The organism is Micromonospora sp. NBC_00421 (genome assembly GCF_036017915.1).
GTDB lineage: Bacteria > Actinomycetota > Actinomycetes > Mycobacteriales > Micromonosporaceae > Micromonospora.
Window position 1 is genome coordinate 688665 of record NZ_CP107929.1, and the last position, 24813, is coordinate 713477.

The 24813-nt window shown below is 68.2% G+C and carries 38 protein-coding genes; 2 read left to right on the plus strand and 36 right to left on the minus strand.

Annotated elements, in window-relative coordinates; all coding sequences use genetic code 11:
- Positions 1-3 precede the first annotated feature (3 nt).
- From OHQ87_RS03350 to OHQ87_RS03360, 4 genes are all read right to left on the minus strand, one after another.
- On the minus strand, positions 4-1998 hold the full coding sequence (locus OHQ87_RS03350) for a phage portal protein family protein (protein ID WP_328344818.1): 1995 nt from the start codon (positions 1996-1998) through the stop codon (positions 4-6).
- Between the two features lie 19 nt (positions 1999-2017).
- Positions 2018-2728, minus strand: coding sequence for an endonuclease domain-containing protein (locus OHQ87_RS31315; protein WP_442930669.1), 711 nt, complete (start codon positions 2726-2728; stop codon positions 2018-2020).
- 108 nt (positions 2729-2836) lie between these two features.
- Entirely contained in the window at positions 2837-4279 is a 1443-nt protein-coding gene (gene terL / locus OHQ87_RS03355) for a phage terminase large subunit (protein ID WP_328344820.1), read from the minus strand.
- Between the two features lie 173 nt (positions 4280-4452).
- Complete coding sequence (locus tag OHQ87_RS03360) at positions 4453-4965, minus strand: hypothetical protein (protein ID WP_328344822.1); 513 nt, start codon at positions 4963-4965, stop codon at positions 4453-4455.
- A 308-nt stretch (positions 4966-5273) separates the two neighbouring features.
- On the opposite strand from OHQ87_RS03360, the gene OHQ87_RS03365 reads away from it, so the two are divergent.
- Positions 5274-5669: a hypothetical protein gene (locus OHQ87_RS03365; RefSeq protein WP_328344824.1), complete on the plus strand. Its 396-nt coding sequence runs from the start codon at positions 5274-5276 to the stop codon at positions 5667-5669.
- Between the two features lie 65 nt (positions 5670-5734).
- Here the strand turns inward: OHQ87_RS03365 and OHQ87_RS03370 are convergent, their stop codons facing one another.
- The 19 genes from OHQ87_RS03370 to OHQ87_RS03460 form a co-directional block, all read right to left on the minus strand.
- Positions 5735-6070 (minus strand): hypothetical protein, encoded by a 336-nt coding sequence (locus OHQ87_RS03370; protein WP_328344826.1) that lies wholly within the window; start codon positions 6068-6070, stop codon positions 5735-5737.
- Positions 6071-6213: 143 nt separating this feature from the next.
- Entirely contained in the window at positions 6214-6618 is a 405-nt protein-coding gene (locus OHQ87_RS03375) for a hypothetical protein (protein ID WP_328344828.1), read from the minus strand.
- Positions 6615-7358 (minus strand): hypothetical protein, encoded by a 744-nt coding sequence (locus OHQ87_RS03380; RefSeq protein WP_328344830.1) that lies wholly within the window; start codon positions 7356-7358, stop codon positions 6615-6617. The genes OHQ87_RS03375 and OHQ87_RS03380 overlap by 4 nt, the downstream gene beginning before the upstream one ends.
- 106 nt (positions 7359-7464) lie before the next feature.
- A complete protein-coding gene (locus OHQ87_RS03385; protein ID WP_328344832.1) occupies positions 7465-7701 on the minus strand; it encodes a hypothetical protein in 237 nt (78 codons plus the stop codon).
- A gap of 202 nt (positions 7702-7903) precedes the next feature.
- Positions 7904-8107, minus strand: coding sequence for a hypothetical protein (locus OHQ87_RS03390; RefSeq protein ID WP_328344834.1), 204 nt, complete (start codon positions 8105-8107; stop codon positions 7904-7906).
- Positions 8104-8538 (minus strand): hypothetical protein, encoded by a 435-nt coding sequence (locus OHQ87_RS03395; protein WP_328344836.1) that lies wholly within the window; start codon positions 8536-8538, stop codon positions 8104-8106. Before OHQ87_RS03395 ends, OHQ87_RS03390 begins: the two co-directional genes overlap by 4 nt.
- On the minus strand, positions 8535-9101 hold the full coding sequence (locus OHQ87_RS03400; protein WP_328344838.1) for a DUF6221 family protein: 567 nt from the start codon (positions 9099-9101) through the stop codon (positions 8535-8537). Before OHQ87_RS03400 ends, OHQ87_RS03395 begins: the two co-directional genes overlap by 4 nt.
- Positions 9098-9289 (minus strand): hypothetical protein, encoded by a 192-nt coding sequence (locus tag OHQ87_RS03405; protein WP_328344839.1) that lies wholly within the window; start codon positions 9287-9289, stop codon positions 9098-9100. The genes OHQ87_RS03400 and OHQ87_RS03405 overlap by 4 nt, the downstream gene beginning before the upstream one ends.
- 312 nt (positions 9290-9601) lie before the next feature.
- Positions 9602-9901 carry a DUF7352 domain-containing protein gene (locus OHQ87_RS03410; protein ID WP_328344840.1) on the minus strand — a complete coding sequence of 100 codons (300 nt, stop codon included), beginning with the start codon at positions 9899-9901 and terminating at the stop codon, positions 9602-9604.
- The gene (locus OHQ87_RS03415; protein ID WP_328344842.1) at positions 9898-10386 is read right to left on the minus strand and encodes a hypothetical protein; all 489 of its coding nucleotides are present in this window, start codon (positions 10384-10386) and stop codon (positions 9898-9900) included. The genes OHQ87_RS03410 and OHQ87_RS03415 overlap by 4 nt, the downstream gene beginning before the upstream one ends.
- Positions 10383-10703, minus strand: coding sequence for a hypothetical protein (locus tag OHQ87_RS03420; protein ID WP_328344844.1), 321 nt, complete (start codon positions 10701-10703; stop codon positions 10383-10385). Before OHQ87_RS03420 ends, OHQ87_RS03415 begins: the two co-directional genes overlap by 4 nt.
- A complete protein-coding gene (locus OHQ87_RS03425) occupies positions 10700-11062 on the minus strand; it encodes a hypothetical protein (protein ID WP_328344846.1) in 363 nt (120 codons plus the stop codon). Before OHQ87_RS03425 ends, OHQ87_RS03420 begins: the two co-directional genes overlap by 4 nt.
- A gap of 324 nt (positions 11063-11386) precedes the next feature.
- Positions 11387-12427 (minus strand): hypothetical protein, encoded by a 1041-nt coding sequence (locus OHQ87_RS03430; RefSeq protein WP_328344848.1) that lies wholly within the window; start codon positions 12425-12427, stop codon positions 11387-11389.
- Positions 12427-12699 (minus strand): hypothetical protein, encoded by a 273-nt coding sequence (locus OHQ87_RS03435; protein ID WP_328344849.1) that lies wholly within the window; start codon positions 12697-12699, stop codon positions 12427-12429. Before OHQ87_RS03435 ends, OHQ87_RS03430 begins: the two co-directional genes overlap by 1 nt.
- A complete protein-coding gene (locus OHQ87_RS03440; RefSeq protein WP_328344850.1) occupies positions 12696-12887 on the minus strand; it encodes a hypothetical protein in 192 nt (63 codons plus the stop codon). Before OHQ87_RS03440 ends, OHQ87_RS03435 begins: the two co-directional genes overlap by 4 nt.
- Positions 12887-14542, minus strand: coding sequence for an AAA family ATPase (locus OHQ87_RS03445; protein ID WP_328344851.1), 1656 nt, complete (start codon positions 14540-14542; stop codon positions 12887-12889). The genes OHQ87_RS03440 and OHQ87_RS03445 overlap by 1 nt, the downstream gene beginning before the upstream one ends.
- The gene (locus tag OHQ87_RS03450; protein WP_328344853.1) at positions 14542-15423 is read right to left on the minus strand and encodes a hypothetical protein; all 882 of its coding nucleotides are present in this window, start codon (positions 15421-15423) and stop codon (positions 14542-14544) included. Before OHQ87_RS03450 ends, OHQ87_RS03445 begins: the two co-directional genes overlap by 1 nt.
- 47 nt (positions 15424-15470) lie before the next feature.
- Entirely contained in the window at positions 15471-16073 is a 603-nt protein-coding gene (locus OHQ87_RS03455; RefSeq protein WP_328344855.1) for a hypothetical protein, read from the minus strand.
- The gene (locus tag OHQ87_RS03460; RefSeq protein ID WP_328344857.1) at positions 16070-16234 is read right to left on the minus strand and encodes a hypothetical protein; all 165 of its coding nucleotides are present in this window, start codon (positions 16232-16234) and stop codon (positions 16070-16072) included. Before OHQ87_RS03460 ends, OHQ87_RS03455 begins: the two co-directional genes overlap by 4 nt.
- Before the next feature lie 96 nt (positions 16235-16330).
- On the opposite strand from OHQ87_RS03460, the gene OHQ87_RS03465 reads away from it, so the two are divergent.
- Positions 16331-16537 (plus strand): hypothetical protein, encoded by a 207-nt coding sequence (locus OHQ87_RS03465; RefSeq protein ID WP_328344859.1) that lies wholly within the window; start codon positions 16331-16333, stop codon positions 16535-16537.
- A 430-nt stretch (positions 16538-16967) separates the two neighbouring features.
- On the opposite strand, the gene OHQ87_RS03470 is transcribed toward OHQ87_RS03465, so the two are convergent.
- The 13 genes from OHQ87_RS03470 to OHQ87_RS03530 all read right to left on the minus strand — a co-directional run bounded on the left by OHQ87_RS03470 (position 16968) and on the right by OHQ87_RS03530 (position 24812).
- The gene (locus tag OHQ87_RS03470) at positions 16968-17774 is read right to left on the minus strand and encodes a hypothetical protein (RefSeq protein WP_328344860.1); all 807 of its coding nucleotides are present in this window, start codon (positions 17772-17774) and stop codon (positions 16968-16970) included.
- The gene (locus tag OHQ87_RS03475; protein ID WP_328344861.1) at positions 17774-18298 is read right to left on the minus strand and encodes a hypothetical protein; all 525 of its coding nucleotides are present in this window, start codon (positions 18296-18298) and stop codon (positions 17774-17776) included. Before OHQ87_RS03475 ends, OHQ87_RS03470 begins: the two co-directional genes overlap by 1 nt.
- Positions 18295-18720 carry a hypothetical protein gene (locus OHQ87_RS03480; protein WP_328344863.1) on the minus strand — a complete coding sequence of 142 codons (426 nt, stop codon included), beginning with the start codon at positions 18718-18720 and terminating at the stop codon, positions 18295-18297. The genes OHQ87_RS03475 and OHQ87_RS03480 overlap by 4 nt, the downstream gene beginning before the upstream one ends.
- 100 nt (positions 18721-18820) lie before the next feature.
- Positions 18821-19288 carry a single-stranded DNA-binding protein gene (gene ssb, locus OHQ87_RS03485; protein WP_328344865.1) on the minus strand — a complete coding sequence of 156 codons (468 nt, stop codon included), beginning with the start codon at positions 19286-19288 and terminating at the stop codon, positions 18821-18823.
- A gap of 1 nt (position 19289) precedes the next feature.
- Complete coding sequence (locus OHQ87_RS03490) at positions 19290-20018, minus strand: hypothetical protein (protein WP_328344867.1); 729 nt, start codon at positions 20016-20018, stop codon at positions 19290-19292.
- Complete coding sequence (gene dnaN / locus OHQ87_RS03495; RefSeq protein WP_328344869.1) at positions 20018-21151, minus strand: DNA polymerase III subunit beta; 1134 nt, start codon at positions 21149-21151, stop codon at positions 20018-20020. The genes OHQ87_RS03490 and dnaN overlap by 1 nt, the downstream gene beginning before the upstream one ends.
- Before the next feature lie 139 nt (positions 21152-21290).
- Entirely contained in the window at positions 21291-21884 is a 594-nt protein-coding gene (gene dcd / locus OHQ87_RS03500) for a dCTP deaminase (protein ID WP_328344870.1), read from the minus strand.
- Positions 21884-22309 (minus strand): hypothetical protein, encoded by a 426-nt coding sequence (locus tag OHQ87_RS03505; RefSeq protein ID WP_328344871.1) that lies wholly within the window; start codon positions 22307-22309, stop codon positions 21884-21886. The genes dcd and OHQ87_RS03505 overlap by 1 nt, the downstream gene beginning before the upstream one ends.
- Positions 22309-22848, minus strand: a complete 540-nt coding sequence (locus OHQ87_RS03510; RefSeq protein WP_328344873.1) for a helix-turn-helix transcriptional regulator — start codon at positions 22846-22848, stop codon at positions 22309-22311. The genes OHQ87_RS03505 and OHQ87_RS03510 overlap by 1 nt, the downstream gene beginning before the upstream one ends.
- Positions 22848-23180: a hypothetical protein gene (locus tag OHQ87_RS03515; protein ID WP_328344875.1), complete on the minus strand. Its 333-nt coding sequence runs from the start codon at positions 23178-23180 to the stop codon at positions 22848-22850. The genes OHQ87_RS03510 and OHQ87_RS03515 overlap by 1 nt, the downstream gene beginning before the upstream one ends.
- Positions 23177-23488 carry a WhiB family transcriptional regulator gene (locus tag OHQ87_RS03520; RefSeq protein WP_328344877.1) on the minus strand — a complete coding sequence of 104 codons (312 nt, stop codon included), beginning with the start codon at positions 23486-23488 and terminating at the stop codon, positions 23177-23179. Before OHQ87_RS03520 ends, OHQ87_RS03515 begins: the two co-directional genes overlap by 4 nt.
- Positions 23485-23862, minus strand: a complete 378-nt coding sequence (locus OHQ87_RS03525) for a DUF4326 domain-containing protein (RefSeq protein ID WP_328344879.1) — start codon at positions 23860-23862, stop codon at positions 23485-23487. Before OHQ87_RS03525 ends, OHQ87_RS03520 begins: the two co-directional genes overlap by 4 nt.
- Positions 23859-24812, minus strand: a complete 954-nt coding sequence (locus OHQ87_RS03530) for a DUF5131 family protein (protein WP_328344881.1) — start codon at positions 24810-24812, stop codon at positions 23859-23861. Before OHQ87_RS03530 ends, OHQ87_RS03525 begins: the two co-directional genes overlap by 4 nt.
- Position 24813: the final 1 nt, after the last annotated feature.

Consider the following 24813-nt stretch of genomic DNA (forward strand, 5'->3'; position numbering starts at 1 on the left):
CAGTCAGTCGATGGGGTGGAAGAAACCCCGGCACCTGTCGCGCCCGAGGCATGCCCGGTAGCGGCCGGTGGGGTAGTCGGCGAGGGCGTCGGCGATGCTGTCGTATTCGGTGCCGTCCACGGCGGTGCACGGTTCGCAGCGGTGCCGGTCGTTGACCTCCGTCGCCCGGAACCGGGTGCCCGCTGGTAGTTGGTAGAACACGACCTCGCGGCCGATGCCCTGCGCCGTGGTGGCCGCAGCAGCCAGGTTGCCGGCGACCAGGCCCGACGGTTTCGCCTGTGCAAGGTCGGTGAGCGCCGCGCGTACCGCACCTGCCACCTGCTCCGGGTTGGCATCGGCCCCTGTCTGCCCGAGAGCAGTACGGGCGGCAGCCGACGCGAACCCGGCCACGATCAGATCGGTGACGGCCTGCGCCTGCTGGCCGATCCGCTCCCGCGCCTCATCGGGCAGGTTCGCCGACAAACCGGGGCGGCCCGCCTCCCGAACCGCACCCGCCGCAGCAGACTCGGCCAGGGCGAGCATTCCCGCCGTCACCACCCCGGCTAGGGCGGCAGCCACAGCAGGCGGCACCACCAAAGCACCAAGGCCAACAATCATCCCCGCAGCCAGCTCAGCGGACACCGCGTCGGCCATCGCGTCCACCAGCGGCGGGGATTCCTGCTCCCACCCTGCGGTCATGTCCTGCACCGCCTGCGCGTGCGCCGCATCCAGACCGGCAGCATCAGGTGCGGCGGCGGCAACCGTCGCCGGGCGCGGCGTGCCACCCCGTGCCGTCGGAGCCGGGGTCGGTGCACCCGTGCGCTCCGGCAGCCGGTACTCCCGCCGCACCCACGCCTCAAGCCCCGGATCAGCCGACAGGGCACCCGAGTTGAGCAGTAGTTGCAGTGATTCGGCGGTCACCTCACGGCGCGACCCGATCCCCGACACCACCACGCGGGGGACCGGTTCGTCCTCACCCCAGTTCCAGTCGACGATCCGCGCGGCAGCCTGCCGGGTGGCGGTGTCGGCGATGAACTCGCCTTCCGCCTCCAACGCCAGCGTCCACGAGTCGATGAACGCGGTGCCCAGCGCCCGCGATCCGGTCTCGCTGGTACCCAAGTCGAGGTGCCCCATCAGCACACTGGTGGCGATTTCCTGGTTGAGGAACCGGATGAAACCGAGGGTGTCCGGAACCGACCCCGACAGGCCGACGATCTTCACCGTGAACCCGGGGGGTGCGGCAACACCAGCTTGGTCACCGGCGCGCGCCGCCGACATCATCTGCTGCGCCGCCTGCAACTGCGCCTGCGTCGGGTTCGTGCCCGGGGCGGCCTCCGCTACCGGAACCCCTGCACCCCACCGGCGGTTGGAGATCGCGGCAACCCGCATCATTTCCCGCTTCAACAGCCACGGGGCGTACGCCGGTCGGATCAGGGACGTGCCCTGCCAGGACGCACCCTCCCGGTTTCGGGAGTAGAAGACGAGCCGGTCGGCGGGGATCTGCGGCGACCGCTGCCGGGTCGTCAACTGCTGATCAATGCCGAGCAGGGCACCCGTCTTCGGGTCGGCGTGAATCGCGGAGATCGTGGCCGGGATCCGCTCGGCTAGGGCCGTCAACCGGGCGCGACCATCCGCGCCGATCTCCGCCTGCATCTCGAACACGTAATGCCCGAACACCTCACTGAGCAGCGCCGACCGCAGGTGGTCGTTCCACGACACACCCCGACGGCGGGCACCCGACGGTCGGTCCACCCCGACGACGTTGAGGCCGAGGCAGTCGGCAACCAGTTGGGTGACCTCCGGCCGGCACCCCGAGCCGTCCAACTGCCACTGGGCACGCCGCAGTTGCAGCCCATACCCGTCGATGATCGCCGCCAGGCGCGAGTCCCGGCGCATCTCCGAGAACACTTGAACAGACGTCGGGTACCAAAGATCCGGAATATGCTCATAGACGTCGTTGACGATCGTCCCGTACTGGGTGTCATCGACCATGCCGAGCATGCGGGTGGGGGCAGTCACGACTCACCCCCGGCGTCTGCTATTTCTCGTTCGCAGTTGCAGGGGAGCGCCAATCAAACGGACTGCTCAGGTAAGCCGATGCTCTACTCAGCCATCCCGGGCGTTCTATATGCCCTAGCCCGGTGTTGCAGGGTATGCAGAGCCAGCCACGAACCTTCCCAGACTCGTGGCAATGATCGATGCATTGACCTTGATTCGTCCGGCAAACCCAGCACAGGCCACCATAGCGACCGACCATCTGCCGGAACTGGGGCTCGGTAATTCCGTATACGTCATACCGGACCCCGGCCCGCCGATCGGGAACACAAGTGTCGCAACGCTTCTGAACCCTGCTGCGCGGGGTGAAGGCGGCGCTACAATGCGTGCATGTCCAGGTCTTCGGCTTCGGGCGGCATTCAGCGCAGAGGCGCTGATTCCCGGACGCCGGAGTGTAGCCAACGCCGCACTTCTTGCAAGACCTGCGGCGGTACTGCCCAGCCGAGCAGCCATGCACCTTCACGCTGCATGCCCTTGAGCAGGTGCCTTGGTTCGGATTCTTCCGGCTCGGGCGGAACATCCGCCCGCAGGCCGGACACTCGCGCTCCGGCGGGAGGCACGCCGATGAGCAGTAAGCGGCGGTGTGATGCTCGGCGATGAATGACCTACCGCACTGCCGGCACGTCCGGTCGTAGGTGAACCCGGTCGACAAACGCCGCTGGCGGGGCGTGCCTCGTCGGGTAAGGTCTTCCATGTTGGCGCTCCCTGAAGCGTCGGCCGCAGCCCGGGGGTGTTCCAGCACCCGCCGGGCCTTTTCTTTATTGTCGCACTCACGCCAAGTCAACGCGAATGCAATATTCGCCTACAGTGGCACGGTTTCCAGGTTTATACCTTCGGAGTAAGAGGCGGTCGGATTGGGCAACGCCGGGGCGGGCTTAGTTATAGCTACCCGCACCGCATATGCGAGCGTATCCACTTGGTCATCGTGTGCACCGTTCGGGAAAGCCGCCGCTTCGTCCACGAAGACCTTCGTCCACCACGCCCCAGCTGGCAGCCACACCCGCCCGTTCGACGCCCACGCCGACGCCGGCAAAGCCCGCGACAACTTGTCCGTGTCCGCCGTCAACGGGCTGATGGGGATACCGGCGTTCGCAGCCTCCCGCACCAGCGTCATGCCGTGCTGGGTTGCCTCCACGAACACGGTGTCCAGCTTCCACCGCTCCACCAGGGGGCGGGCGTGCGTGAAGTGGTCCTGTTCGCCGATGCGCGCCCGCACCCGCTCCAATAGCACCAGGTCGCCGGAGATGGTGCGCGCCCACGCCGAGATGACCGTGTAGTCGGCGCTCGTCTTCGTGGACGCGGCGAGGTCGACGGTGGCGAACCGCCAGCAGTCCCGCAGGTCGTAGGCGTGCGGGCCGAGGGCGATCCGTTCCCCACCGGAAGGCGTCCAGTACCGCCACCAGATGCGTTTGAACAGGTTTCCCTCGGCGGGGGCGGGACGCTGCTGGTACATGGCGGCGAACACGTACTCGCCGACGTCCTTGCGGACTTGGCCCCAGTCCCGGTCACCCCGGGCGGAGATCATGCCTTCGCCGCGCTGCCGGCCGAGGATGTCGTTGTCTTCTTCGGCGACGGCGGGGATGCGTAGCACCCGCCACCGGCCACCACTGTTCTGGTCGCCTTCGTTGGCGATGATCCGTTGGATGGGCTCCGACTCGTGCCACAGGGTTTGAATCCACGCCATGCGCGCTTTGGGGCTACCCATGCGGGGCACTAGCACCGACTGGTAGACGCTCATCGCCTTGTCGCGGATCTTCTCCGACTGGGCTTCGCTCATGTTCTTGAGGGGGTCATCCACCAGGATCACATCACCCGGCTTACCGGTGATCGATCCGTTGATGCCGGCGCAGTACACCTGCCCCCTGTGCCCGGCAATGTTCCACCGGCCGGCGGCCCGGGAGTCCTTGCGGAGCCGGATGCCGAGGTCGATGCCGCCTTCTTCACCCGACCACCGGTCGATGGCGTTCTTCAGTTCGCTGCCCCACCGGCGGGCCATCTCATCGCTGTAGGAGACGATCAGAATCCGCAGGTCCGGGTTGACGCAGGCGATCAGCCACAGCGGAAACCAGTAGGAGACGGTCGTCGACTTGCCTTCCTGGGGGCTGACGAACGCGGCGAGTTTCTTCTGCCGGCCGTCGGCCATGTCCACCAGGGCGGCGTTGATCAGGTCGAGGGCGGGGGTGCGCCACACCCCCATGCGTTCCCCGTCGTCACCGACGCGTGGCGGGTCCAGTTCGGCACCCATGTCCAACGGCGACGGCCACCGCTCCCGGTTCCGGGTGATCTTCCGCCGGGCCTCGGCGTGCTGCCGGTGCTCCTTCTCGGCCCGCAACGCCCGCAGGGTCCGCAGCCGATCCAGTTTGAGTTGTTTCAGGCTGGGCGGGTTCGCCGTGATCGTCACCGGCACCCCCGCAGGTTCTACTCGACGGGCACCGGGCTGTCCGCTTCGGCATCCAGCTCGGCGGACAGCTTGGCGATCTCCGCATCCAGCGCGTCGGTGGTGATTGCCTCCACCCGAGTCGGTGCGTCGAGCCCGAGGAACTTGGCACGCCGCTCCTGAATCTTCAACACCCGGTCGATCGCCGCCAACACCGGCCCGTCGTCGAGCAGCGGCTGATCGGTTTCCTCGTCGCGGATGATCCGACCGTGTGAGACGGTGACGTGCTGCCGGCGGAGCACCCGCCACGCTTCGGCCATGAGCAGGTCGAGTCTTTGCAACTCTTCCTCGCGGTACACCTCGACGGCCCGGTTCTGTTCGGCGATGTTCGCCTCAAGTGCCCGGGTGACGTCTTGGCATGCGGCACCACGCGAGTTGTAGTCAAGCTTGTCGGCGATGTCTTGGTAGCTGGCTCCGGCCATGCGCATGGCGACGGCTTCGGCACGGCGTTTGGCGACGTCGGCTCGTTTGGCGCGGGATGCGGGCACGTTCACACATCCTTCTTGATCACGGGTGACGGGTTGGCGACAGTTGCTTGGCCCGCTCCGGGGATGCGCGGTCCGGGGCGGCTGGGCAGTCTGTGCGGATGCGTTTACTTACCGCCACAGTTGCTGTCGTTGTTGTGCTGGCTGGGCTGGCCGCGTGTTCGTCGGGGTCGGAGCCTGCGGCACCGCCGTCGTCTGCGCCGCCTGCTGGTTCTTCGGGGGATGCCGTTGAGCCGCCGTCGTCGCCTGCCGCGTTGGAGGGTCCGGTATCGGCGGGTGCCCGCTGGCCGGACGGCCTGTCGGCGCGGTTGAGGACGGTGGAGCGGGTGCCGTCGTCGTGGGGTGTGGATGTGCCGAAGTCGCTGGTGATCGTCCGCATGACGTTGGAGGTGTCGAACGGAACCTCGGCGGTGTTGCCGGTGGAGCCGATGTCGCGGGAGATGGATCTGCTGTACGGCCCGAACCGCGAGGAGGCGTCCCCGGTGACCGGGTATTCCTACCCTGATCCGGCGGAGGGTCGACGGAAGGGCTTGTCGCGGGATGGTGGCACCCGCATTCCGGTGGATGGGAGGGCCACGTTTGTGGAGTCGGCGTTGGTGCCGGCCGGGTCGGTATCGGATTTGACGGTGGTGGTGTCGCTGCCGTCGGCGGACGGTATCCGCGATCCGTTCACCCTGACCGGTGTGGGGGTGGTGGTGAAGACGGTGAAGTGAGGGCGGGGGCTGCCCGGCCGACCCGTGGGTGTGGCCGGGCAGCCGCCCTCACCGGAGGAGGCAGGTCAGCGGAAGGTGTCGGTGCTCGGGTCGGTGGGCTCGGTGGGGGTGTCGGAGCCGTCGGCGTCGCCGATCCGGTCGTCGGCGCTGGCGACGGCAGCCTTGAGGTCGTCGAACACGGCCTGGGCGTCCGGGTCGAGGTTCTTCTGCGCGGCGAGAAGCTGGTCGAGCTTGGCGTCCACGTCGGCGGTGAAGTCGGTGAACGCGGTCTTGAGGTCGTTGAGCTGTTCGGCGGCGGTGGCCATCTGGCTCTCCATTCGTTCGTGCTGTTGGTAGAGGGTGTCGTCTCGCAGGTTGGAGCGCACCCAGTCCCAGAGGGTGAGGCGTTCGGGGGCTGCCATGGGGGTCTCCCGACGTGGGCGGGCCGGGGGCGACTGTCCCGGGAATGCCGAAAGCCCGCCGAGAGCGGGGCTCTGGCGGGCTGCGGAGACAGTGGTCCTGGCTGGAATTATGCACGAAGCACGAATCGGCGCAAGATCCGGGCTCAGGTGTGTCGTGCCCGTTGTACGGCGACAGCTGCTTCGAGGACTTTGCCGGCGATGAAGGTGCGTTCCCTGCCGCGTTTCCCGAAGCGGGGTAGGAGGGGCTGGTCGGGGTGGTCGGGGTGGTTCATGGCCGCCCATTTGTGGAGGGTGTTGGGGGGGACGTTGATGAGGGCGGCGGCTTCGGCGGCGGTGAGTTCTTGGTCGGGGTTGATGGTGTCTGCCTGTTCGAGCATCCATGTTTCGCCGAACTGTCGGGCGGTGGTGTCGGCTTGGTCGCAGAGGTCGGGGCGGGCAGTGTGGAGGAGTGCCCGGTACATGCGGGCGACGGCCCGGGATCGGTCGGTGGGCCCGTCGGTCCAGTTTGGCCAGCGGGGGTTGGTTTGTTTGTCGTAGTCGGGGTTCATGCTGCGGCTCCGGCGCGGGTGGGCCACACGAGTTGGGTGACGTATTGCTGGTAGTCGGTGTGGGGCCAGGTGGTGTGGCATGCGGCGCACCACACGTCGCAGGGGTCGTCGGGGTGGCGGGGGTCGTCGCGGCGGAGTTCGTTGAGGCCGCAGCCGGAGCAGGTGCCGGGGAGTTGGGTGGTGCGGTGGGTGCGGCCGAGCATGCCCCGGGCGCGTTGGTGGAGGTGTTGCATGTGGTGGATGGCTTCCCATCCGGCGAGGGTGGCGGGGGTGTCTTCGCAGCCGGTGGGGTAGACGTCGGCGGCTTCGATGCCGGCCAACTGGCGCAGGCGGGGCAGCAGGATGCGGATGGCATCGTCGAGTTGCCGGCCGGGCCTGCGGGGTGACGTGTCGCGGGGGCTGAGCCGCGCGTGGTCGCGGATGACGTCTTCCCACGTGACGGCGACGTGCGCGATCTCAGCTTGCAACGCTTCGGCGTGGCCGTTGAGCGGCATGGGGGGTGCGGCTTTGCCGGCCGGCTGCATGTTGAGGGCCTGCGACAGGGTCGGGGCCTGTAGCTGTTCCAGGTCGACGAAGTCGTAGATGAGGCTGCGCACGTCGCGTTCGGCGGCGGCCAAGCACTCTTCGCAGAGGGGACAGGTGGTGACGGGGGCGGCGGCCGGCGGTTTGGCCAGCCGGTTGTATGCGCGGCAGCGGGTGTCGGAGACGCAAAGCCGTCCGGTGTCGGTGGTGTGGTGCATGGTGGGGGTCTCCGATCTTGGCGCGGGTACGCTGTCGGGGACTCCACGGGGCGTGTGGGGGTGGCTGGTGGGCGGCGGTTCGGATGGCAGTCCGGGCCGCCGTTGTTTATCTGCGCCGTCGGCCGTCCAACCTCGGCGGCGGCGGACCGGCGTTACGGCGCTTCTTTGCCTCGATTGCCCTCAACATCGAATCAGCCAGCGGTTCGTCCTGCTCCAGCGCGTCGGGGTAGGTCAGGAAATCCACTCCTTCCGTAAGCCCAGACTGCGCGAGGATGGTTGCGTTGCGAGCGTTGACCAATGGCCGGAAGCCGATGGTGTTGTCGATGAGGTCGAGGATGGTCATCGCGGCTCCGTTCGGTTGTGCTGGGTAGGGTGCGTGGTGGCGGCGGTCCGACCTGGGGAGGGCGGGCCGTCGTCGTCGTCGTGTCAGGGCCGGGTTGCCGGCTTGTGTGGGCGGTCGCCGCCGCAGGTGGCCCAGAGTTGCGGGTCGACCCAGCGACCCCACAGGTCCGTGTGAATGCGTCTCTCGCAGCGGGTGCAGGTGGTCATGACGCCTCCATGATCCGTCGGTAGGTGGTGTGCCCGGCTGCGGTCAGTTGGTCGGGGGTGGGTGGGGTGACGGCGTGCGGGTGGTCGCCGGGCGGCCATTCGGTGGCGAGTACCGCGATCGGTTCGGCCGCTTCGGGGGTGCAGAGTTCGGCGGTTTCGGTGGGCTTCACGCCGCACTGCCAGCAGCGAAGGTCGGTCATGGCGTGGCCTTCCGATCCTGCATCCTGACCACGCCCGGTTTGCCGCACAGGTCACAGGAGTCGTCGTCGGGGTTGTAGTCGGGGGTTGGGGCGGAGCAGATGACACCCATTGCCTCCCCGCAACTGCACGTCAGGGTTCCGGCCCGAGCGTGCGTGTGATGTCCGTAATGCGGGTTTAGTGGTCCGGCGACGCCGCGCATGCCGCAGAGTTCACATGCCCGCTGGCTCAGATCCTCGTCGGGGTCGATGACCACACAGGTGACCCCCTGGTATTCGCCGCAGCTGCACACGGTGGAGGTGCCGATCAGGTGGGTGTGGTGGGTTCGGTGCGGATCGGCAGCGGCCTTTTCGGCGAGGCGTGCCGCTTCCCGCCGTTCGGCCCGTTGGCGGGCGCGGGCGGCCATGCGGGCTTCCCAACCGTCGTCGGTCACTGCTTCCCCCACAACTCGTGATAGCCGGGACGGTTGTCGTACACGGCGGCGAGGGCACGCCGCTCCGGGCAGTCTTTGACATGCTCCACGACCGGGTCGTCGCAGATGCCTTCGTAGCCGCATCCGTCGCAGCAGTCGTCGAACATGCTGCCCATCTCCCCGTTGACGTCGGCGCGTCGGCGGTGGATGGCGAGGATGCGCCGCTTGAATGCGACCTCACGCAGTTCTCGGTACGGGTCGTGGCGAATGATGTGACCGGCGGCGGACGAGTCCATCTCCACGATCTCGGTGGAGTAGACGCGCGGCATCTGCCGGCCTTTCGACGGCCACTGTTCGACGGTGGCGAGGTTGCACGGCTGGCCGGGTTCCGCCACGAACTCGTTGACGACCGGGTTGGGGGTGGTGGTTTCCCAGTTCGGGCCGTGCACCCACCGCCAGTGGACGCCTGCCGTCGGCGGGGTTGCACCGTCGTCGGCGTACTCGTATGGGCGGTTGCAGGCGAGCGCCCACCGTTCGTCGTCGTCGATCTGCTTGTGGAGCCAGGCTGCCTGTTCGTCGGTCAAGGTCGCCACCCTTTCTGCCAGTTGCGTAGGGCGTATGCGAGCAGCATGCGGATCATCTCGGACCGGTTGGGTTCGCCGTCCTCATCGACGATGCCTTCGTCTCTGGCGCGCTGTTCGATGGCGTCGACTGCGGCCCATGAGGCGAGGAAGTGCACGGAGCGTCGGCCTTGTTTGCGGGCACTGGACACACGTCACCTCCGGTTGCCATTCTACCTGTTCAGGCCATGCGGCGCACGATCATTCACGTCCGCATTCCGATCGGTTTCCGTCGTCGTCTTCACTGTGCAGGGCGGGCGAAAACTCGGCGGAAACTCCGGCGGCGTCGAACAGGTCCGGCCCTTCCTGCCCGTCGTTGCGCGGGTGTGGTGCGGCCGGCGGGATGAGGCCGAGCCGCCGGGCGCACGTCTCCCCGTACCCTGCCCCGTACACCCGACCCGTGGGGATCGGGTGGTGGCAGCAGATGCAACGGCGTGCGGGTGCGCCCGGCAGCAGCGGCAGTGTCATCGGCTCGGCTGGTTGGGTCCGCGCTGCATGAGATGCCAAACGAGCCGCCCGTCAGCGGTGATGGTGCTTCCCCGGTGGTGGATGTCGGATGCGGCCGGGTAGGGCTGGCCGGTGCCGTAGACGCGCAGGTCGGCGTGGTAGGGGCCGAAGCTGTCGGTGGTCGCCCACACTTCGACCGTGCCCGGGTTGCGGGAGGCGATGTGAACGATTGGGCCGGGCAGGTGGGTGAGGTTCCAGCGGTCGTTGACGGGCACCTCGTAGCGGAGGATGCGGGCGGTGTCGGTGGGGGCGGTCATCGGTTCTCCTCGGTGGCGTGTTGTTCCGTCGTGGTGGCTTCTGCGGGGTTGGGGGTGGACGCGGATACCGCCGCGCCACGTTCGGCCGCTGTGGTGGCGCTCAGCGGGCCTGTGGCGTCTTCGAAACCGGCGTCTCGCCGCCAAGGTTGCGGCCAGCGGCACGCGTGTTGGGCGATGAACCGAAGATGCTCGGCCACCCAGTGCGCGGACACCATGCCGCCGGACTGTTCGAGGGCGTCAGCCTCGGCGGTGAGCGCCGCCCGCATGCCGGCGATGTTGTTGTGGTCGGCGGCGATCCGCTCGGCGACCTCCCAGGACCACACCATGTCGGCGGGCATCGGACCCCCGTTGAGCGGACCCATGCCGTTGTGCGAGACGGTCCAGCCGCCGATCTCGTTGTTGGGAACGGCAGTCCAGGGGGCGGCCAGCATGGCGGTGGTGCGGTCGTCTCCGGTCTGAGCGTCGGCGCTGGGCTGCCCGGTCACAGCTTCACCTCCACGTCCGCCCACGCCCCCACCAGTTGCGACCCGTCCGAAAACCAGGTGGTCGCGCGGCGGCGTATCCGTATCGGCAGCCGATGGAACCGCTCGGCGGCCCGCAGTTCGGTAGCTAGGTTGATGTCGGCTTTGCCGGCAGGCCACCGGTAGCCCATGGAGGCGACGGTTCGGCCGTCCGTGCACCGGTCGTCGGTCCATTCGACGTCATACTCGATGATCGTTTCAGCTCCGTCGAGCAGGCAGCTGTCCCCGTTGAGGGGCAGGCAGATGGCGTGCGAGCACGGGACGGACGGGGTGTCGGTCACGGCGTCTCCTCGGTGGTCTGCTGGCCTTCCCGATGCGCCCGGTCGTAGGCGGTGGTCAGGCAGGCGTAGTAGTCGCACAGGTACGCGCCGACGATGCCGTCAGAGGTCGTCGCGTCCCGCCCGCACACGTCGCACAGGCGAACCACCTCAACCCGGGTGGCGGTGCCGTTGCGACGCCCGTGGGGGTTGGTCTGCCACAGCATCGTGTGGCGAAGATTGCCGATGTACACGAAGTGGTCGACGCCCGGCTCGTGGTGGGCTACCAGTCCTTCGGCGGTGATGCTGGTGCCGTCGGCGTAGGTTTCGGTGATGCGGACCCGCGCGCCGACGGGCGGCTTCCGGGTGGTCGTGTCGGTCATGTGCGTCTCCTCAGGGTCGGGTTTGGTCAGGGTTTGGGGCAGGTGACAGCCGGTCGGACACCCCAAAGGCGGGGTCACCGTGCACGGGGCACGCCACCTGCGCGGCCCTCACAGGGCCACCAATGGCGGCAACCATCACGCACACCCCGCAGTCGTCGAGCGCGTCCCACGGGGCAATGAACCGGCCGGACGGGGCGGTGTCGGGGATGGGGTGCGAGTCCCAACCGCAGCGGGGGCATGCACCGCCGTCGGCTCCGTGCCATTCGTGTCCGCAGTCGGGGTGCGGGTCGGTGGGGTCGGGGTGGGTGCCCCACGGCGGGGCGGTCACAGCACCCCACCACCCTGCCGCCTGCGTTCCTCCCACAGCAGGTCACCGGCGATCGGGGAGATGGACGTGCCGCCACCCGACAGGTCACCGCCGAGACAGCCACCCCCACGACCCCGGTAGCCGCAGTCGAAGCTGGGTCGGGCGTAGGCACCCTCGTTGCCAGCCAAGTCCACCCGGTCCCAGCACGGCGCGTCCTGCCGATAGCCGGCGGGACCATGCAGGCCAGTGCAGAACGGGCCAGCAGTGCACTCGATGCGCTGCTCGGTGGGCATGCCGTGCCGCTCGTGGATGAACCGGATGCCGGGGCACGAGGCGAGACGGGCAACATCCGGGTTGTCGGACAGCCGACCGCCGCGCTCGTACTTCTCGGCCGCACCCCAGCATTCGGCCCGCCCGGCATGAAACGTGGGACCGGGCGCACCCGGAACCAGCCGCGACTCCTCGGGGAACGTCACCGCCTTCTGCCGGGTGCTGATCGGCTCCAAGCAGTTGGCGCACACCCCCGGCTGCGCGGTCGCCATCAGCCGGTCCATCTTCCGCAACTGGTGCTGGGTGAGCACCTGCCGGTCCCGTTCCTGGCACGGCCACGGATGCCCGTGACACGAGCACGTCTGGTACGGGTCGGGCAGCCGGTGCCACTTGTAGCGGCCCGGCCATGACGTGAAGCTGACCTCGCGGGTCCCGTCGTGGAGCCGCTTGAACCCTTTCTCCTCGCCCGGCTTGATGATCACCGGTCCGGCCTGGTGCCGCAGCACGATGTGGAAGGGCCGGTTTCGGATGAGGGCGATCGACCGTTGCTCGCCGGACAGGCGGGCGACGGAGGCGTCGAGTTTCGCCTGCTGCTTGTCGGTCATGTCGACGTCGAGGTAGGGGCGGATTTCGTGGACCAGCCACGCCCCGTACCGCCATGCCACGAGGTCGCCAGCTTCGGGGTGGGCGCAGCCGAGCGATTCGCGGCGGTTGCCGTTCGACGGCTTCCACTGGTCGGGGTCTTGTGCGCCGTTGTTGTACAGGGACGGCAGGGGCAGTTCCTCCATCACGGCGTTACCTCCATCTGGTGCAGGTCCAGGGCCAGTCGGGCAGCCTCACCACGGCGGGCAGCCGCCAGCAGTTGCGTCTTCACCAACGCCAGCAGTTCGGCGAACTCCTCGGGGGCGGTGTCATCGGTGGGCACCCTCAGCGACCCGTGCGGCCACTCCGTGCCGGGCCAGCCCATGCGCACGTAGCCGCGCCCTTGGCCCGCAGTCGTGAACCCGGCAGCGGTCAGAGCAGCCACCATGCGGGTGCCGTCGTTCTCCCGGCCGGTCACGCTGCCACCCCCAACGGTCGGGCCGGCACCAGCGGCGGGCAGTCCACCAGGTCATGCCCGCACACCCCCGGCAGCAGACACGTCACACCATCCCGGGACGCAGTCACCCGACCATCCGGGCGGACCGTCACCAGCCATCCGTTGCGGGCCAGGAAGTCAGCCGACAACCACACCTCACACACCATCATCAAGACCACCTCGAAGGACCAGTCGGTTTGATTACTCCCGGCGTCACAGGCTCAGCAGACGGACCCAACGCCACCTTCCACGGCCAGTCACCCGGATCACCCCACGTCAGATAGCCGGGCCAGTTCCGCTGATCCCGCATCCCACGCCAATGCCGGATCTCCACATCCATCACCGGCTGACCAGGCTTCGGATCCTTCGACGGAGCGATACCGAAACCGAACTCCGGCCACCGCATCAGCAGACTCGACCCCACCGGACGCACCGACCTGCTCTTGCCTGCCTCCCCGTGGCCGGCGTGCGCCTCAATGAACAGGGCACAGTCGGCGGCGGTCCGAACCTTGTCGAGCACGGCGACGGTCTTCCGGGCCGCCATCTCGTCCTTGATGTCCGCGTTATGAAGCCGGTAGAACGGGCCAACGAAGAGCATGTCTGGCCTATGAGCGGTCACCCGCTCCATCAGCCACTCCTCGGAGTCAGCCCGAGTCAGGTCGATGCCTTCCGGCTTGTGAATGAGCCGCAACATGCCCGGAGCCGGCCGGCAGTTCTGCTTGATCGTCACCTCGGCGATCTGCCGGTACTTGCGTCGCCCCTGCCGCTCGGAGTTCTCGCAGTCGATGACCAGCACCCGCACCGGGTCGATGCGACGGTGGTGCAGGAACGGATGAACACCGGCGGCCATCGCCACAGCCATCTGCCGGGCGACCATGCTCTTTCCCAGACCCTCAAAGCCGGTGAACAGCACGCGGTCGCCGCGTTCCAGAAGCTCCGGGATCAGCCACTTGTACGGTTCGTCCTCAACAGCCAGGAACTCCCACAGGTCCGGAGCCAGGTCGGGCTTGGGGGGTTGCGCTGACCGCCAGGTGACTTCCATGTCGGCGAGGCTGTGTCCGCTGTTGACGTGGTCGGTGGCGTCCTTGCCCTCTTTCGCCTCCCAGATTTCGATCTCTGCGGCGATACCGATCAGGCTGTCGCGCACCTGCCGGGCATGGGCCTGTCCGGGTTCATCACGGTCCGCGATGATCATGACTACGGCATCACGGAAGAACTCGCTGAACTCAGGCTTCCACTTCCCCGCACCACCCGGATTGCAGGTCGCCACCAGGCCGTGCTGTTCAAGGGTGTGAACGTCCTTCTCACCCTCGCAGATGAACACCAGCTTCCCGGCGGCTACCGCCTCAATGACCTGCGGCAGCCGATACGGAACGCGGCGGGTGTTGCCCAGCTTCCACGACCAGCCGTCTTTGCCAGTCGGATCCCGTCGACGCTGCAAGAACTTCTTGTCAGGTGACCGGCACACCTGGAACAGCAACTTGCCGGTCTCATCCACGTATTCGTAGGTCGCGGCCCAGCGGGCGGCACCGGGCTGCATGAGAGGACCGGACCGACGACCCTGCCAGTTGTCCCGCTCGGTCCTCTCGCGCGGCTTGGACAGGTCTTCCCATCCAAGGTCGAGCTTGGCGAGGATGTCCTCAGGGGCGCAACCGGCGTGGCAGTGGAAGACGACGGGGTGTTCTTTGCCAACCCCGACAGACAGGCTGGCAGAGCCGTCGTCGTGGGCGGGGCAGCGGGCCATGTAGTTTCCGCCGGACTTCCTGATGCCGTCCAGCTTCGGCAGAACCACCTCGTACAGGGCGTCCACGGTGTCGGCCGACATCAGTTCTCCCACCACGGGCGCGGGCCAGCGGTGGCGGCGTCAGCCAGTTCGAGGTAGTCGTTGAAGCGCTCCCCGTTAAGCCACGTAGTGGGGTGGGGGACGTACTTGATGTCGCGTGGCGTCTTGGGGTGGTTGCGGAAGTTCAGAGCGGCGCTGGTCAGCATCTCGGGGTCAACACCGCTGCGGAGCACCTTCAACCACGCCTTGCGGGCATGCCCCTTGTCGGTCTTGCGGGGGTACGCCTCCCAGAACGCCACCCAGTGCGGGTCGGCGTCGACCTGCTCGCTGGTCCACGACTTCTTGGGTGCGGTTGACGGACTCAGATCCGGTTCGGGGTCGGCGGGCACGGGGTTGGGCGTGGCGAACAGCCCGTCAGGGTCAGTCTCCGTCGGCGCAGCCGATGAGGGAGATACATGCTCCATGCTCCCTGCTACATAAAGAAGCGACGACTCGTCGAGGTGCCGCGCAAACTCATCCGTGCCGCGCGCAGACAGATCGTTTTCCGGCTCCGACTTGGGCGTGAGCAGCACAGACCCTTCGTCGTTAGGTCCAGGCAGTTTGGTTGGCACCTTGTCCGGCTCCAACCGCTGATGGTTCGCCAGCTTCGGCAGGTAGATGAACGTCCCGGCGTGGGTTCGGAACTGCACAACCTTGCCCGCGAGTGCCAGCGAGCTGATGAGCCCGGCGATCGTGTCCGGCGTCAGGTCGTCGTCGTAGGGGAACAGTTGACCCTTGATGTAGCGGGGGTCGCCACGCAGGCGGCTGTGCTCGTCGGCCAGATTCCACAGGCCGATGTACAGCAGGCGGGCATCCCGAGAAACCTGCTCGGCGAGATCCTGGTCTGCCCAATACTCCGGCTTGACGGACCTGATTCGTGCCACGGCTGCTCCTATGGGGTGGTGCGTGAGGATGTCGGGTGTCTGCACTGCTAGGCGGCGCGCTGCTGGCCGTGCTCGCCGTGCTCGAAGCGGGCCGAGCGGGCGGCACGGTAGGCGGCGAGGATGCGCGGGTGGTTGCCGGTGAAGTACCGGTCGTCGGTGATGCGCGGGCAGCCGCAGAGGATTCGGCCGCCACGCGCCTCGAACTGGATGTCGAAGTGCTCTCCGGCGGGGCAGACACACCAGGCGTAGTGCCAGTCGCCGAGGATGACGATCCCTTCCTCGTACCAGGTGCCGGCCCTTGGTGGACCCTTCCGGTCGACCTGCGCGGGGTTGGGTGGAGGGCCACAGAACATGGCCGTCTTGTCGTGGTCCCACTTGGTGGCGACCATGCCGGCGAAGTTCTCCCACAGGAGAACCCCGTCGGGGTCGGCTACGTCAGCCATGGCCGGCTTCACCTCGACGTGCAGGCCAAGCTTCGGCAGGTAGAAGTCGGGCAGGTATCGCTTTGCGGGCTTCCCGACCTCGAAACCCTGCGACTCGTGCTGCCAGGCCAGGCCGATGTTGTCGAAGAAGACAGCCCATCGGGCCTCGGTGCGGGAGCGGAACAGGCACCCCGCGTAGCTGGTCTCGATGGCGCGAATGTCGGTCATGCCGCCTCCTCGCCGGGCCATTCGTCGCCGGGTATCTCTTCGAGCACTTGTCGGCGGCGGGCCCACGTCTTCACGTTGTCGGGCTCGGCCGTCGGGGTGGGTGGCGGGGAAGGGCGGGGGCCGAATCGTTCGGCGGTGAGCTGCTGGATCAGGTCGTCCACGCGAAGCCTCCTCGCGTTAGGGATGCGGGTCTGTTGATGACCTCGCCTAAGATAGCGTACGCTATGTACAGCACGTACGCCAGTTACCTTATGGACATGAAGGGCGTTGAGATCATGGGGATCATGCAGCTGCGGAAGGCGCTCGGGCAGCGAATCGACGCCGCCTTCTTCCACGGCGAACCGACCATCATCAAGAACGAGAAGAAGGATGAGCCTCGCGCCGCACTTGTCCCGTACGGCTGGTTGATGGAGCTGTACGAGCGCAGAGCCAAGGATCAAGGCGCGGTCGACCCTCCGGCCTGACTCTCGACGAACCCAGCTCAGCCCGTCACCCGTGTGGTGTCGGGCTTTCGTGCCGCCCCCCATCACGCCACCACCTGCCACCCGGCCACATCCCAGCCGTCCAGCCAGCACCCCACCCCAGGGTCACCGGTCGGCGATTCGACCACCCTCCACACCCGGTCCGTCGGGGAACACGGCTGCCGCCCATCCCAGGTGGGTTCGCACACCACCACCGCCCCACCGGGAGACTGTCGGCGAACCCCCACCACCGGTGCAGGTTGCGGCCCCACCTGGCAGCGGGCGCACCGCCGTTGTTCTGCGGCGTCCGGGTTGATGAGGTCGGTGGGCACACGCTGGCCGGGCTGGTGGCAGGCGAGCACCGTCCAAACAGCGTCGGTGGTGACGACTTGGTGTTGGGCACCCCACCCGGTGGGAGTCCAGCAGCCGGGGGTCACGCCGCCACCGCCAGCGCAGCCTGCCGCTTCGCCCTACGCGCCCGGTCGGCTTCACGCTCAGCAGGCATACACAGGTCGCATGGCTTCTCACCCCGGGTCCTGTGCCGGCGGGCCGCCGCCGGGGTGCCGCACGGCTTGAACGTTCGACCGTCGTTGCGCTTGTCCGGGTGCCGCATCTGCACGTGGTGTGGGGTTTCGTGTTCCAGCCACAGTCGCAGGCAGATGCGGCGGGCCACCTGAAGTCGCCGGTTGAACGCGGGCCGGTTCAGTCCGAGGGAACAGGTGGCGGCATCCCGGTCGGTGTGATCCGCCCACGGTTGGTGGCAGTGGGCGCAGTCGTGGGCGGTCAGGGCGCGAACATGCCCGTTACCAAGGTGGGCAGCAAGTGCGACCACAGCCGCCCGGTATGGTTCGCCGAGCTGTTCGAGGAGCCGGGGCAGGGCGTGGCGTTCGATGATGGGTTCTTCGGGGCTGGGTGTGGTTTGCCGGTGGTCGAGCCAGTAGGCGCAGAAGCGTGGGGCGGAGGCGAGGCCGGCGTCCCATTCCCGGTTTCGGTAGCCGTAGGTGGTGCGGTGGGATTTGACGATGCCCCAGATGGCGGCCCGGCCGACGGCGAGTAGGTCGTGTTCGTTGGGCCAGTGTTCGGCGGTGTAGATGTGTTCGGCGATGGCGGACCATGCGGTGTCGTACAGGTCGCGTTGGTCGGCGGCCATGGTGCGGTTGGTGCCGGCGGATTGGCGGGCGAGGCGGGCAATGTGGGAGAGACGCCAGCCGTGGGCGAGTTCTTGGTCTGCTGCGTACATCAGGCGACCTCCGGGAGGTGCACGGTGACGATGGGGCGGCGGGGGCGCGGCAGCTTGGTCGGGGGTGCGGGCGAGGGCTCGGGGGCGGGCGACGGCGTGTACGCCGGTAGGCCGTTGAGCCGCCGGTAGTCGGCGTCCAACGCCTCAAGCTGGGCGTTGATGCCGGCGAGGCTGAGGGTCGGTTCGGGGCGTGGCGGATGGCAGCGTGCGCAGTCGGGGCGCAAGCACCAGTGGAGGCCGGCAAAGTCCACGCCGGGCGGGTGGAGCACGACGAGGGCGGCAAGTCCCCGGGCTAACTGTTCGAACGTGTTGGCGACCTTGAGCCGTTTGGCTTCGGTGCGTCCGAGGTCGACGAACTGGAGCAGGTCGCCGCGTTCGCCGACGGCGCTGGCACCAGTGGCACGCCACCGTTGGGCAACAGCGGCCCGGTCAGCGGCGGGCCGGGTAAGCAGGTCGGCGAGGTAGAGGGGTACGGCGAGGCGCAGCGACTCAACAAGGGTGGTGTCGTCGGCGAGGCGCATCACGCCACCTCCGGCAGATGCACGTCTTTGATGGGGCGACCCTGATAGGTGGGGCCGGACGGCCGGTCAGCGTCGGGGTCACGGTCGAGTAGCGACGGAGCTTCGGCGGCCTGTCTGTCGGCGTCCATGCACTCTTGGTGGTTGACGCACCAGTGGATGCCGCAGAACGTGATCCCGCCCGGCTGGAAAGCCCCGGCAGCCAGCGCGCGGGCGAGGGCGTTGAACGCCTGCGCTGCCTCACCGCGTTTCTTGCTGCCGTACTGCAAGGTGTCACCCCGGTAGGAGATCTCGTCGACACCGTCGGCCGCCCACCGTGTTCGGAGCCGTTCGCTGGTGCTGGGGTGGAGTTGGTGAAGGTTGAAGATGTGAAGGGGCACGGCGGCTTCGAGGGCGGTGAGGAGCAGCGGGTTCTCGTCCAACTTCATTTGCTGATCTCCGTCTATGGCTGGGTTGGAAAGGGGTGGGGCGCGGCCCGCCAAACGGCAGGTCCGCGCCCCGTATCCGCAGGTCAGAGATCAGGCAAGATCAAAACGGAGGCTCTTCGTCGAAGTTGCCGCCACCGGTGCGGGTCGGCGCAGCGCCACCAGACGCCCACGGGTCATTCCCGCCGCCCGGCTGCCCACCGTTCGACCGGGCCAGCTTCTGCGGCTTCGCCGTGGCGAACTTCAACGACGGACCGATGCCGTCGATCATCAGCTTCGTTGCCGACCGCTTCTCACCCTCACGGGTCGTGTACTGCTCCGTCTTGAGTCGGCCGTACACGACGACCTCCGTGCCCCGGGTCAGGGACTCGGCGACGTTCTCCGCTTCCTGCTTGAAGACGGTGCCGTCCACGAACAAGGTGTCGGCGTCCTCCCACTGGCCGGTGGCGTCGTTCTTCTTCCGGCTGTTGAAGGCGAGCCGCACCCGGCACACGGCAACACCGGATGGGGCGAATCTCAACTCCGGGTCGTCGAGAAGTCGGGCGGTTCCGAAGATCGGGGGAAGGCTCATGTCAGGCCACCTTTCGGTTGTGGTTGGTGTCGTTCTGGTCGGCTCGACGGGCGATCTGCCGCGCATGCCACGCGGTCAGGTGGAAGGCGCGGGCGAACGGTTTGATGCCGGCCCGGCGGCCCTGCTGCTGCTCGCGCTCACACCACGCCGTGTACATCAGCGCCTGCTCGGTGTCGGTGAGTGCCGTCACCGGCAGCAGACCGCTTGCCGCCCAGCGCATGTGCCGTTGCGATGGGGGTCGCTCCCTGACCGGCTGTGGGGTGCTTCCTTCAACAGGTCGGGCGTCTGGGGCGTCAATGTCGTCCCATGCGGCCATCGGCACCCAGCCGAGCCGTTCGGCGTAGGCGCGTGCCCTGGAGGATGGGCCGGGGATTCCGTCGAGGCGGCCGGCAAGCTGCTTCACCGCATTGTGGGTGTGCCGGGTGACGGTTGCGGTGTGTGGGGTTCGCCATTTCGTGATGGTGCTGTCGGTGACGCCAAGGTGTTCGGCGAGGATGTCAGCCCCGTAGCCGAGTGCGGTGAGCCCTTGGAGTCTTCGGGCGGTTCCGGCGGCGGGAATGTAGTGGGTGGGGAGGGTGCCGAGGATGGTTGCTTTGTGGCGGGCTGCTTGCCGGCGTCGGTTGCGGCGTTGGCATTCGGGGCAGCCTGCGGTGGTGCGGGGATGCTGGTCGCATTTGCTGATGCAGGGGCGCTTGGTGCGCCGCTCGGTGTCGCCTTGGAGGGTGTCCATCAGCGGCTGACCCTGATCGGCATGATGAGGTACCGGTAGCCGGGGATGACCTCGCCGTCGGAGCCGGCGGGGTGGATGACGGCCGGTTTGAACGCGTCCACGAAGCGGAGTTCGGCGTGCGTGCTGCCGAGGTTGGTGAGCCCGTCGATCAGGTAGGCAGGGTTGAAGCCGATGGTGAGCGGGTCGCCGATGAACGTGGCGTCCGTGGCCTCAGATGCGCGGGCTTCCTCAGTGCCGCCGGCCTCAACGATCAGCCCGTCGGCGTTGAAGCTGAGCAGTACGGGGGTCGTGCGTTCGGCGACGAGAGCAACCCGCTTGACCACCTCGATGAGGGCGGCGACCGGCACCACGGCGTTGGCGGCGAACGTCGCCGGGAACAGGGATCGGACGGGCGGGTAGTTGGCCCCGTCGAGCAGCCGGGAGGTGGTGCGGCGGGTGTCCCGGGCGAACCCGATCATGCCTTCCCCTGCAGTCTGCTGCGCCAGTGCGATGGTGACGTGGCCGCCGAGCGGGCCGAGTGCTTTGGCCGTGTCGTGGAGGGTGCGCGCGGGGATGAGGGCGTTGATGGCGGCGTCCGGTTTGGTGGGCTGCCACTCCATCTCCCGCACGGCGAGCCGGTACCGGTCGGTTGCCAGCAGCGCCATCGTGGCCCCGGACAGCTCCATGCGGACGCCGGTCATCATGGGCAGGCTTTCGTCCCGGCCGGCGGCGATGGCCACCTGGGCGACGGCGGCGGCGAACGCCGCCGCGTCCACGGTCCCGGCGCTCTCCGGCATCTCCGGCAGGGCCGGGTAGTCCTCCACCGGCATGGTCGGCAGGGTGAACCGGGCGCTGCCGCAGACCAACTCCAGGTGCGCACCGGTGGTGGCCAGGCTGACCGGCTTATTGGGCAACGCCTTGGTGATCTCGGCGAGCAGGCGGGCGGACACGAGGGTGCTGCCCGGTTCGGTGACGGTGCCGCGCACGTGCAGCTCTTGCGACACCTCGTAGTCGAAGCCCTGCACGGTGAGGGTGCTGTCGGCGGCGGTGAGCTTCGCCCCGGCCAGCACCGGCACGTGAGCCTTGGCGGGCAGGGACTTGGCGACGGCTGCGGCAGCCTCGGCGAGCGCGTCACGCTCCAGGGTCAACTTCATCGGCGGGCTCCTCTGGCTCGGTTGGCGCGGCGGCGGTCGGCGCGGTTGGGGACAGTGGCCGGCGGGTCGGGTTGGTTGGTCCAGGGGCGGACACCGAACCTGCGGCCGAGACGTTGCAGGGCGAGGTAGTCGGCGATGGTCATGTCGGGGTCACCTCCGTGGTGGTGGGCCAAGTGCGCCAGCCGAGGTGGGAGCGGGACGCGACAGGGCCACGGGGCTGCTGCTGGTAGTGGGACGACAGCGCGGCCGACCCGTACGGCCAGCGGGCAGGCCCAGACAGTTGGAACAGGCACAGTTGCCCGATGCGCATCCCGACGTGCAGAAGGAACGGGCGCGGGGCGTGGTTCACCAGCTCCAAGGTGATATGGCCGGAGAAGCCGGGATCGATGAAACCAGCGGTCACATGGGTTGCAAGGCCGAGGCGACCCATGCTGGAGCGGCCTTCCACCCGGGCGGCGAGCGTCGCGTCGAGGGTGACGTGTTCGACGGTGGATGCGAGCACCATCTGGCCGGGCTGGAGCGGGTAGGTGCCGCCCATGGTGAACATGTCCACGGGGATCATTGGGTTGTCGACGGCCGGGTCGATGAACCCGCCTTGCTCAGGCCACACGAGCAGGTGCCGGTCGAGGCGCACGTCGATGCTGGACGGCTGGAGCAGTCGCGGTTCGAAGGGTTCGATGATGATCCGGCGCTGCGCCTCGGCGCGGGCGATGTCTTCGTCGCAGAGCAGCATCAGGAGAAATCCCCGTCGTAGAAGCGGAACCCCTCGCCGTCACGCCACTCGCGCGGGTCCGACCCGAGCGGCCGACCGAACGGGCCCTGCCACTCAGGTGAATCCTCTTTGCGCTGCTGCTCGGCCGAGGGTGCGATGAGCTGGTCTAGCCATGCGATTGGGTCGGCGATGTGTTCGCGGTACTCGTCGACCAGACGGCCGGGCCGGTCGGTGAGCACCTTCCGCCAATGGTCGCGGGACAGCACGGGCACCCCGAACGGCGACTGCGGGTCGTGTCCCCACTCCGGGTGGGCGGGGTTCATCAGTGCGTGTCGGTAGCCACGGAATCCGAACGACCAGCCGGCGAAACGCTTGCCGACGTGGATGACCTCGAACCGGCCGCACGATCCGCACGGCTGGTCATGCCAGTAGAAGTTGGTTCCCATCAGGCAGCCACCGCCTCAAACTGCGGCACCGTCTCCACGCCCAGCCACAGGAACCCGCCGAGCACACGGCAGTAACGCTGGACCGTGGCAACCATCAGTCCGTGGCGGGTGCGTTCGAACTCACCGACCGCGTTCTCCGTCGACCCCAACCGCGCGGCCATCTGTGCCTGCGTCAACCCGGCTGCCCGGCGGGCCGAACCTAGCGATGCCACCAACTGCTTCTGATCCCAGGCGTTCGCTGCCGCGAAGTCGGAGGCGGGCCGGAACAGCAGCAGATCCGGGTCGTCGTATGGGCCGCCCGGCAGCCCGTCGGGGTAGGCAAGCACGCGCAGGCCGAGGTGGTGGGCGATCAGCCGGTACTTGTTGAGGTGTTGGGTGTCCCGGGTTTCGAACGAGGCGATGGCCGACTGGGCGATGCCGGCGCGGGCGGCAAGGCGTGCCTGGCTGATTCCTTCCACCCGGCGGGCGTCCACGATCAGGTCGCGTAGGCCGAGACGGTGCGCGTGGTCGTCGGGGTGAAGGTCGTCGGGGGCGCGCATCAGGCCACCGCCGGTGGCTGGAACACGACCGCACACGGGGCCGGGGTGTCACTGGTGTCGCCGGTGAGCCACTGCCGGCCGGTCCGGGTGGTGGTGATGCTGCCGTCGGTGTGCAGCTCGATGAACTTCCGCCGTTCGGCCTCGTAGACGGCGTCGTCGATGACGGTTCGGGTGAGCCGGTCGGCGTACCGCCAGTCGGGGTTGATTTCGATGCGGCGTTTACGGATGAGTTCGAACAGGTGCCGCAGGTCGGTGTCGGTGACGGTCATGGTGTGGTCCTGGGGGTCGGGGCCCGCCCCGGTGGTGGGGCGGGCCGTGATGCTGGCGGTCATGCGGCGTCGGCCCGCAGTACGCGAAGCCCGCCACGGCGCTTCACAGCGCGGCGTTCGTCCTCGGACATGCCGCCCCACACGCCGTGGTCCTGCCCGCTGTCGAGAGCCCACGAGAGGCATTCGTCCTTGACGGGGCAGCGGCGGCAGTTGGCCTTGGCCTGCTCGGTTTGGATGAGGGCGGGGCCGCTGGTGCCGACCGGGAAATGCAACTCCGGGTCCTTGTCGCGGCAGTAGGCGGCGTCGCGCCAGTCGCGGGGCCGTTCGGCGGTCTGGTGGTTGGCGACGTTCCGGAACGAATGGCGGCTCACGCGGTCACCACCTTCGCCGCGAGGCCGGCAGCCCGCCGGATCAGGGAGTCTCCGTGGCAGGCGTTACCCGGGGCGCACGGGCACGCCAGATCCTTGCCGGCGAGCAGGTGCAGGTCGGTGAGGATTCGCGCCCGCCGCTCCGGTTCGACGCTGGCGTACTCGGGTTCACCGTCGAGCCACCCGTCGTACGCCTCAACGCACACCTTGCGGGCGTCGTCCTCGTTGTCGGCGAATCCGTTGGCGATGCAGTCGTCAGCACGGAACGGGTTCCCCCACCGGCTGGTCCGGTCGACGATGACGGTGTTGTCGGGCTTGCGCCAGTTCTTGACCCGCTTGCGCTGGATGCGCTTCGGCGGACTCGTCGTGGCGGTCACGCGGTCACCGCCGCACGCTCGGTCGGGTAGTCACGCACCAGCAGATCCGACGGCCAGTTCTCCCAATGCCCGCCCTTCGGATCGGTGCGGGCCACCAGCTCACCGCCGACGGACGTCTCCCGCGCCCACACCGAACCGAGCTGCTTGATGAACAGGGCGGCACCGGAGTCCTGCGCCTTCGCGGCCAGTTCACGCACCCAGCCGAGGTCCAGGGGGCGGGAGCTGGGGCCGGACTCACCGCCAACGATCAGCCAGTCGATGCCGGTCAGGTCGAGCGACGGGAGCGGCCCGAGCAGCGGCTCGGCGGAGATGAACCGGACAGCGGCCGGGGTGGCCGCGAGGGCATCGGCGCGGCCGGCGTGCCCGTCGGACTCGATCGACGTGCCCAACCAGACGTTCGGAAGGGGCCAGCCGCCCCGCCACAGCCCGCTCAGCGCGTCGGATCGCAGGCCGGGCACGTAGATCGGACTGTGCGACGTGGCAGCCCACGCCATGTCGGACCGGAGGTGCACGCCGGGGGTGTGCCCGGCACCGCAGGTGCACTCGTCGGTGAGCATCCGGGCCATGCGCTCGGGCCGCTTGGTGAGCACCTGGTAGGTGTGCTGCGGCGTCGCGGCCATCACCGCGAAGACGCGGGCGACGAACTCGCGGGGCACTCGGGCGTGGAACAGGTCGGACATGGAGTTGACGAACACGGTGCGCGGCTTGCGCCACCGCAGCGGCGTGCTCAGCTCGTCCGGGTGGGTGGTGAGCGCGAATCCGGGGCCGGAGGTGACCGGGTGCCCGTCGTTTTGGTACTTCGCCTGCCCCATTGCCTTGAGTCTCTTGGCCATGGTCAGCGCGTAGCAGTTCGTGCACCCGTCGCTGATCTTGTCGCAGCCGGTGGTGGGGTTCCAGACGGCTCCGATGGTTCCGGGGCGCTGGGTCCATTCGATGTTGGTATCGGCCATG

Coding starts and splice junctions, on each gene's coding strand:
- OHQ87_RS31315 (WP_442930669.1), bottom strand. CDS start 2,728: ATGGAAGACCTTACCCGACGAGGCACGCCCCGCCAGCGGCGTTTGTCG.
- terL (WP_328344820.1), bottom strand. CDS start 4,279: ATGGGTGCCGAACTGGACCCGCCACGCGTCGGTGACGACGGGGAACGC.
- OHQ87_RS03370 (WP_328344826.1), bottom strand. CDS start 6,070: ATGGCAGCCCCCGAACGCCTCACCCTCTGGGACTGGGTGCGCTCCAAC.
- OHQ87_RS03375 (WP_328344828.1), bottom strand. CDS start 6,618: ATGAACCCCGACTACGACAAACAAACCAACCCCCGCTGGCCAAACTGG.
- OHQ87_RS03380 (WP_328344830.1), bottom strand. CDS start 7,358: ATGCACCACACCACCGACACCGGACGGCTTTGCGTCTCCGACACCCGC.
- OHQ87_RS03385 (WP_328344832.1), bottom strand. CDS start 7,701: ATGACCATCCTCGACCTCATCGACAACACCATCGGCTTCCGGCCATTG.
- OHQ87_RS03390 (WP_328344834.1), bottom strand. CDS start 8,107: ATGACCGACCTTCGCTGCTGGCAGTGCGGCGTGAAGCCCACCGAAACC.
- OHQ87_RS03410 (WP_328344840.1), bottom strand. CDS start 9,901: ATGACCGCCCCCACCGACACCGCCCGCATCCTCCGCTACGAGGTGCCC.
- OHQ87_RS03425 (WP_328344846.1), bottom strand. CDS start 11,062: ATGACCGACACGACCACCCGGAAGCCGCCCGTCGGCGCGCGGGTCCGC.
- OHQ87_RS03430 (WP_328344848.1), bottom strand. CDS start 12,427: ATGGAGGAACTGCCCCTGCCGTCCCTGTACAACAACGGCGCACAAGAC.
- OHQ87_RS03440 (WP_328344850.1), bottom strand. CDS start 12,887: ATGATGGTGTGTGAGGTGTGGTTGTCGGCTGACTTCCTGGCCCGCAAC.
- OHQ87_RS03445 (WP_328344851.1), bottom strand. CDS start 14,542: ATGTCGGCCGACACCGTGGACGCCCTGTACGAGGTGGTTCTGCCGAAG.
- OHQ87_RS03455 (WP_328344855.1), bottom strand. CDS start 16,073: ATGACCGACATTCGCGCCATCGAGACCAGCTACGCGGGGTGCCTGTTC.
- OHQ87_RS03465 (WP_328344859.1), top strand. CDS start 16,331: ATGAAGGGCGTTGAGATCATGGGGATCATGCAGCTGCGGAAGGCGCTC.
- OHQ87_RS03470 (WP_328344860.1), bottom strand. CDS start 17,774: ATGTACGCAGCAGACCAAGAACTCGCCCACGGCTGGCGTCTCTCCCAC.
- OHQ87_RS03480 (WP_328344863.1), bottom strand. CDS start 18,720: ATGAAGTTGGACGAGAACCCGCTGCTCCTCACCGCCCTCGAAGCCGCC.
- ssb (WP_328344865.1), bottom strand. CDS start 19,288: ATGAGCCTTCCCCCGATCTTCGGAACCGCCCGACTTCTCGACGACCCG.
- OHQ87_RS03490 (WP_328344867.1), bottom strand. CDS start 20,018: ATGGACACCCTCCAAGGCGACACCGAGCGGCGCACCAAGCGCCCCTGC.
- dnaN (WP_328344869.1), bottom strand. CDS start 21,151: ATGAAGTTGACCCTGGAGCGTGACGCGCTCGCCGAGGCTGCCGCAGCC.
- dcd (WP_328344870.1), bottom strand. CDS start 21,884: ATGCTGCTCTGCGACGAAGACATCGCCCGCGCCGAGGCGCAGCGCCGG.
- OHQ87_RS03505 (WP_328344871.1), bottom strand. CDS start 22,309: ATGGGAACCAACTTCTACTGGCATGACCAGCCGTGCGGATCGTGCGGC.
- OHQ87_RS03510 (WP_328344873.1), bottom strand. CDS start 22,848: ATGCGCGCCCCCGACGACCTTCACCCCGACGACCACGCGCACCGTCTC.
- OHQ87_RS03515 (WP_328344875.1), bottom strand. CDS start 23,180: ATGACCGCCAGCATCACGGCCCGCCCCACCACCGGGGCGGGCCCCGAC.
- OHQ87_RS03530 (WP_328344881.1), bottom strand. CDS start 24,812: ATGGCCGATACCAACATCGAATGGACCCAGCGCCCCGGAACCATCGGA.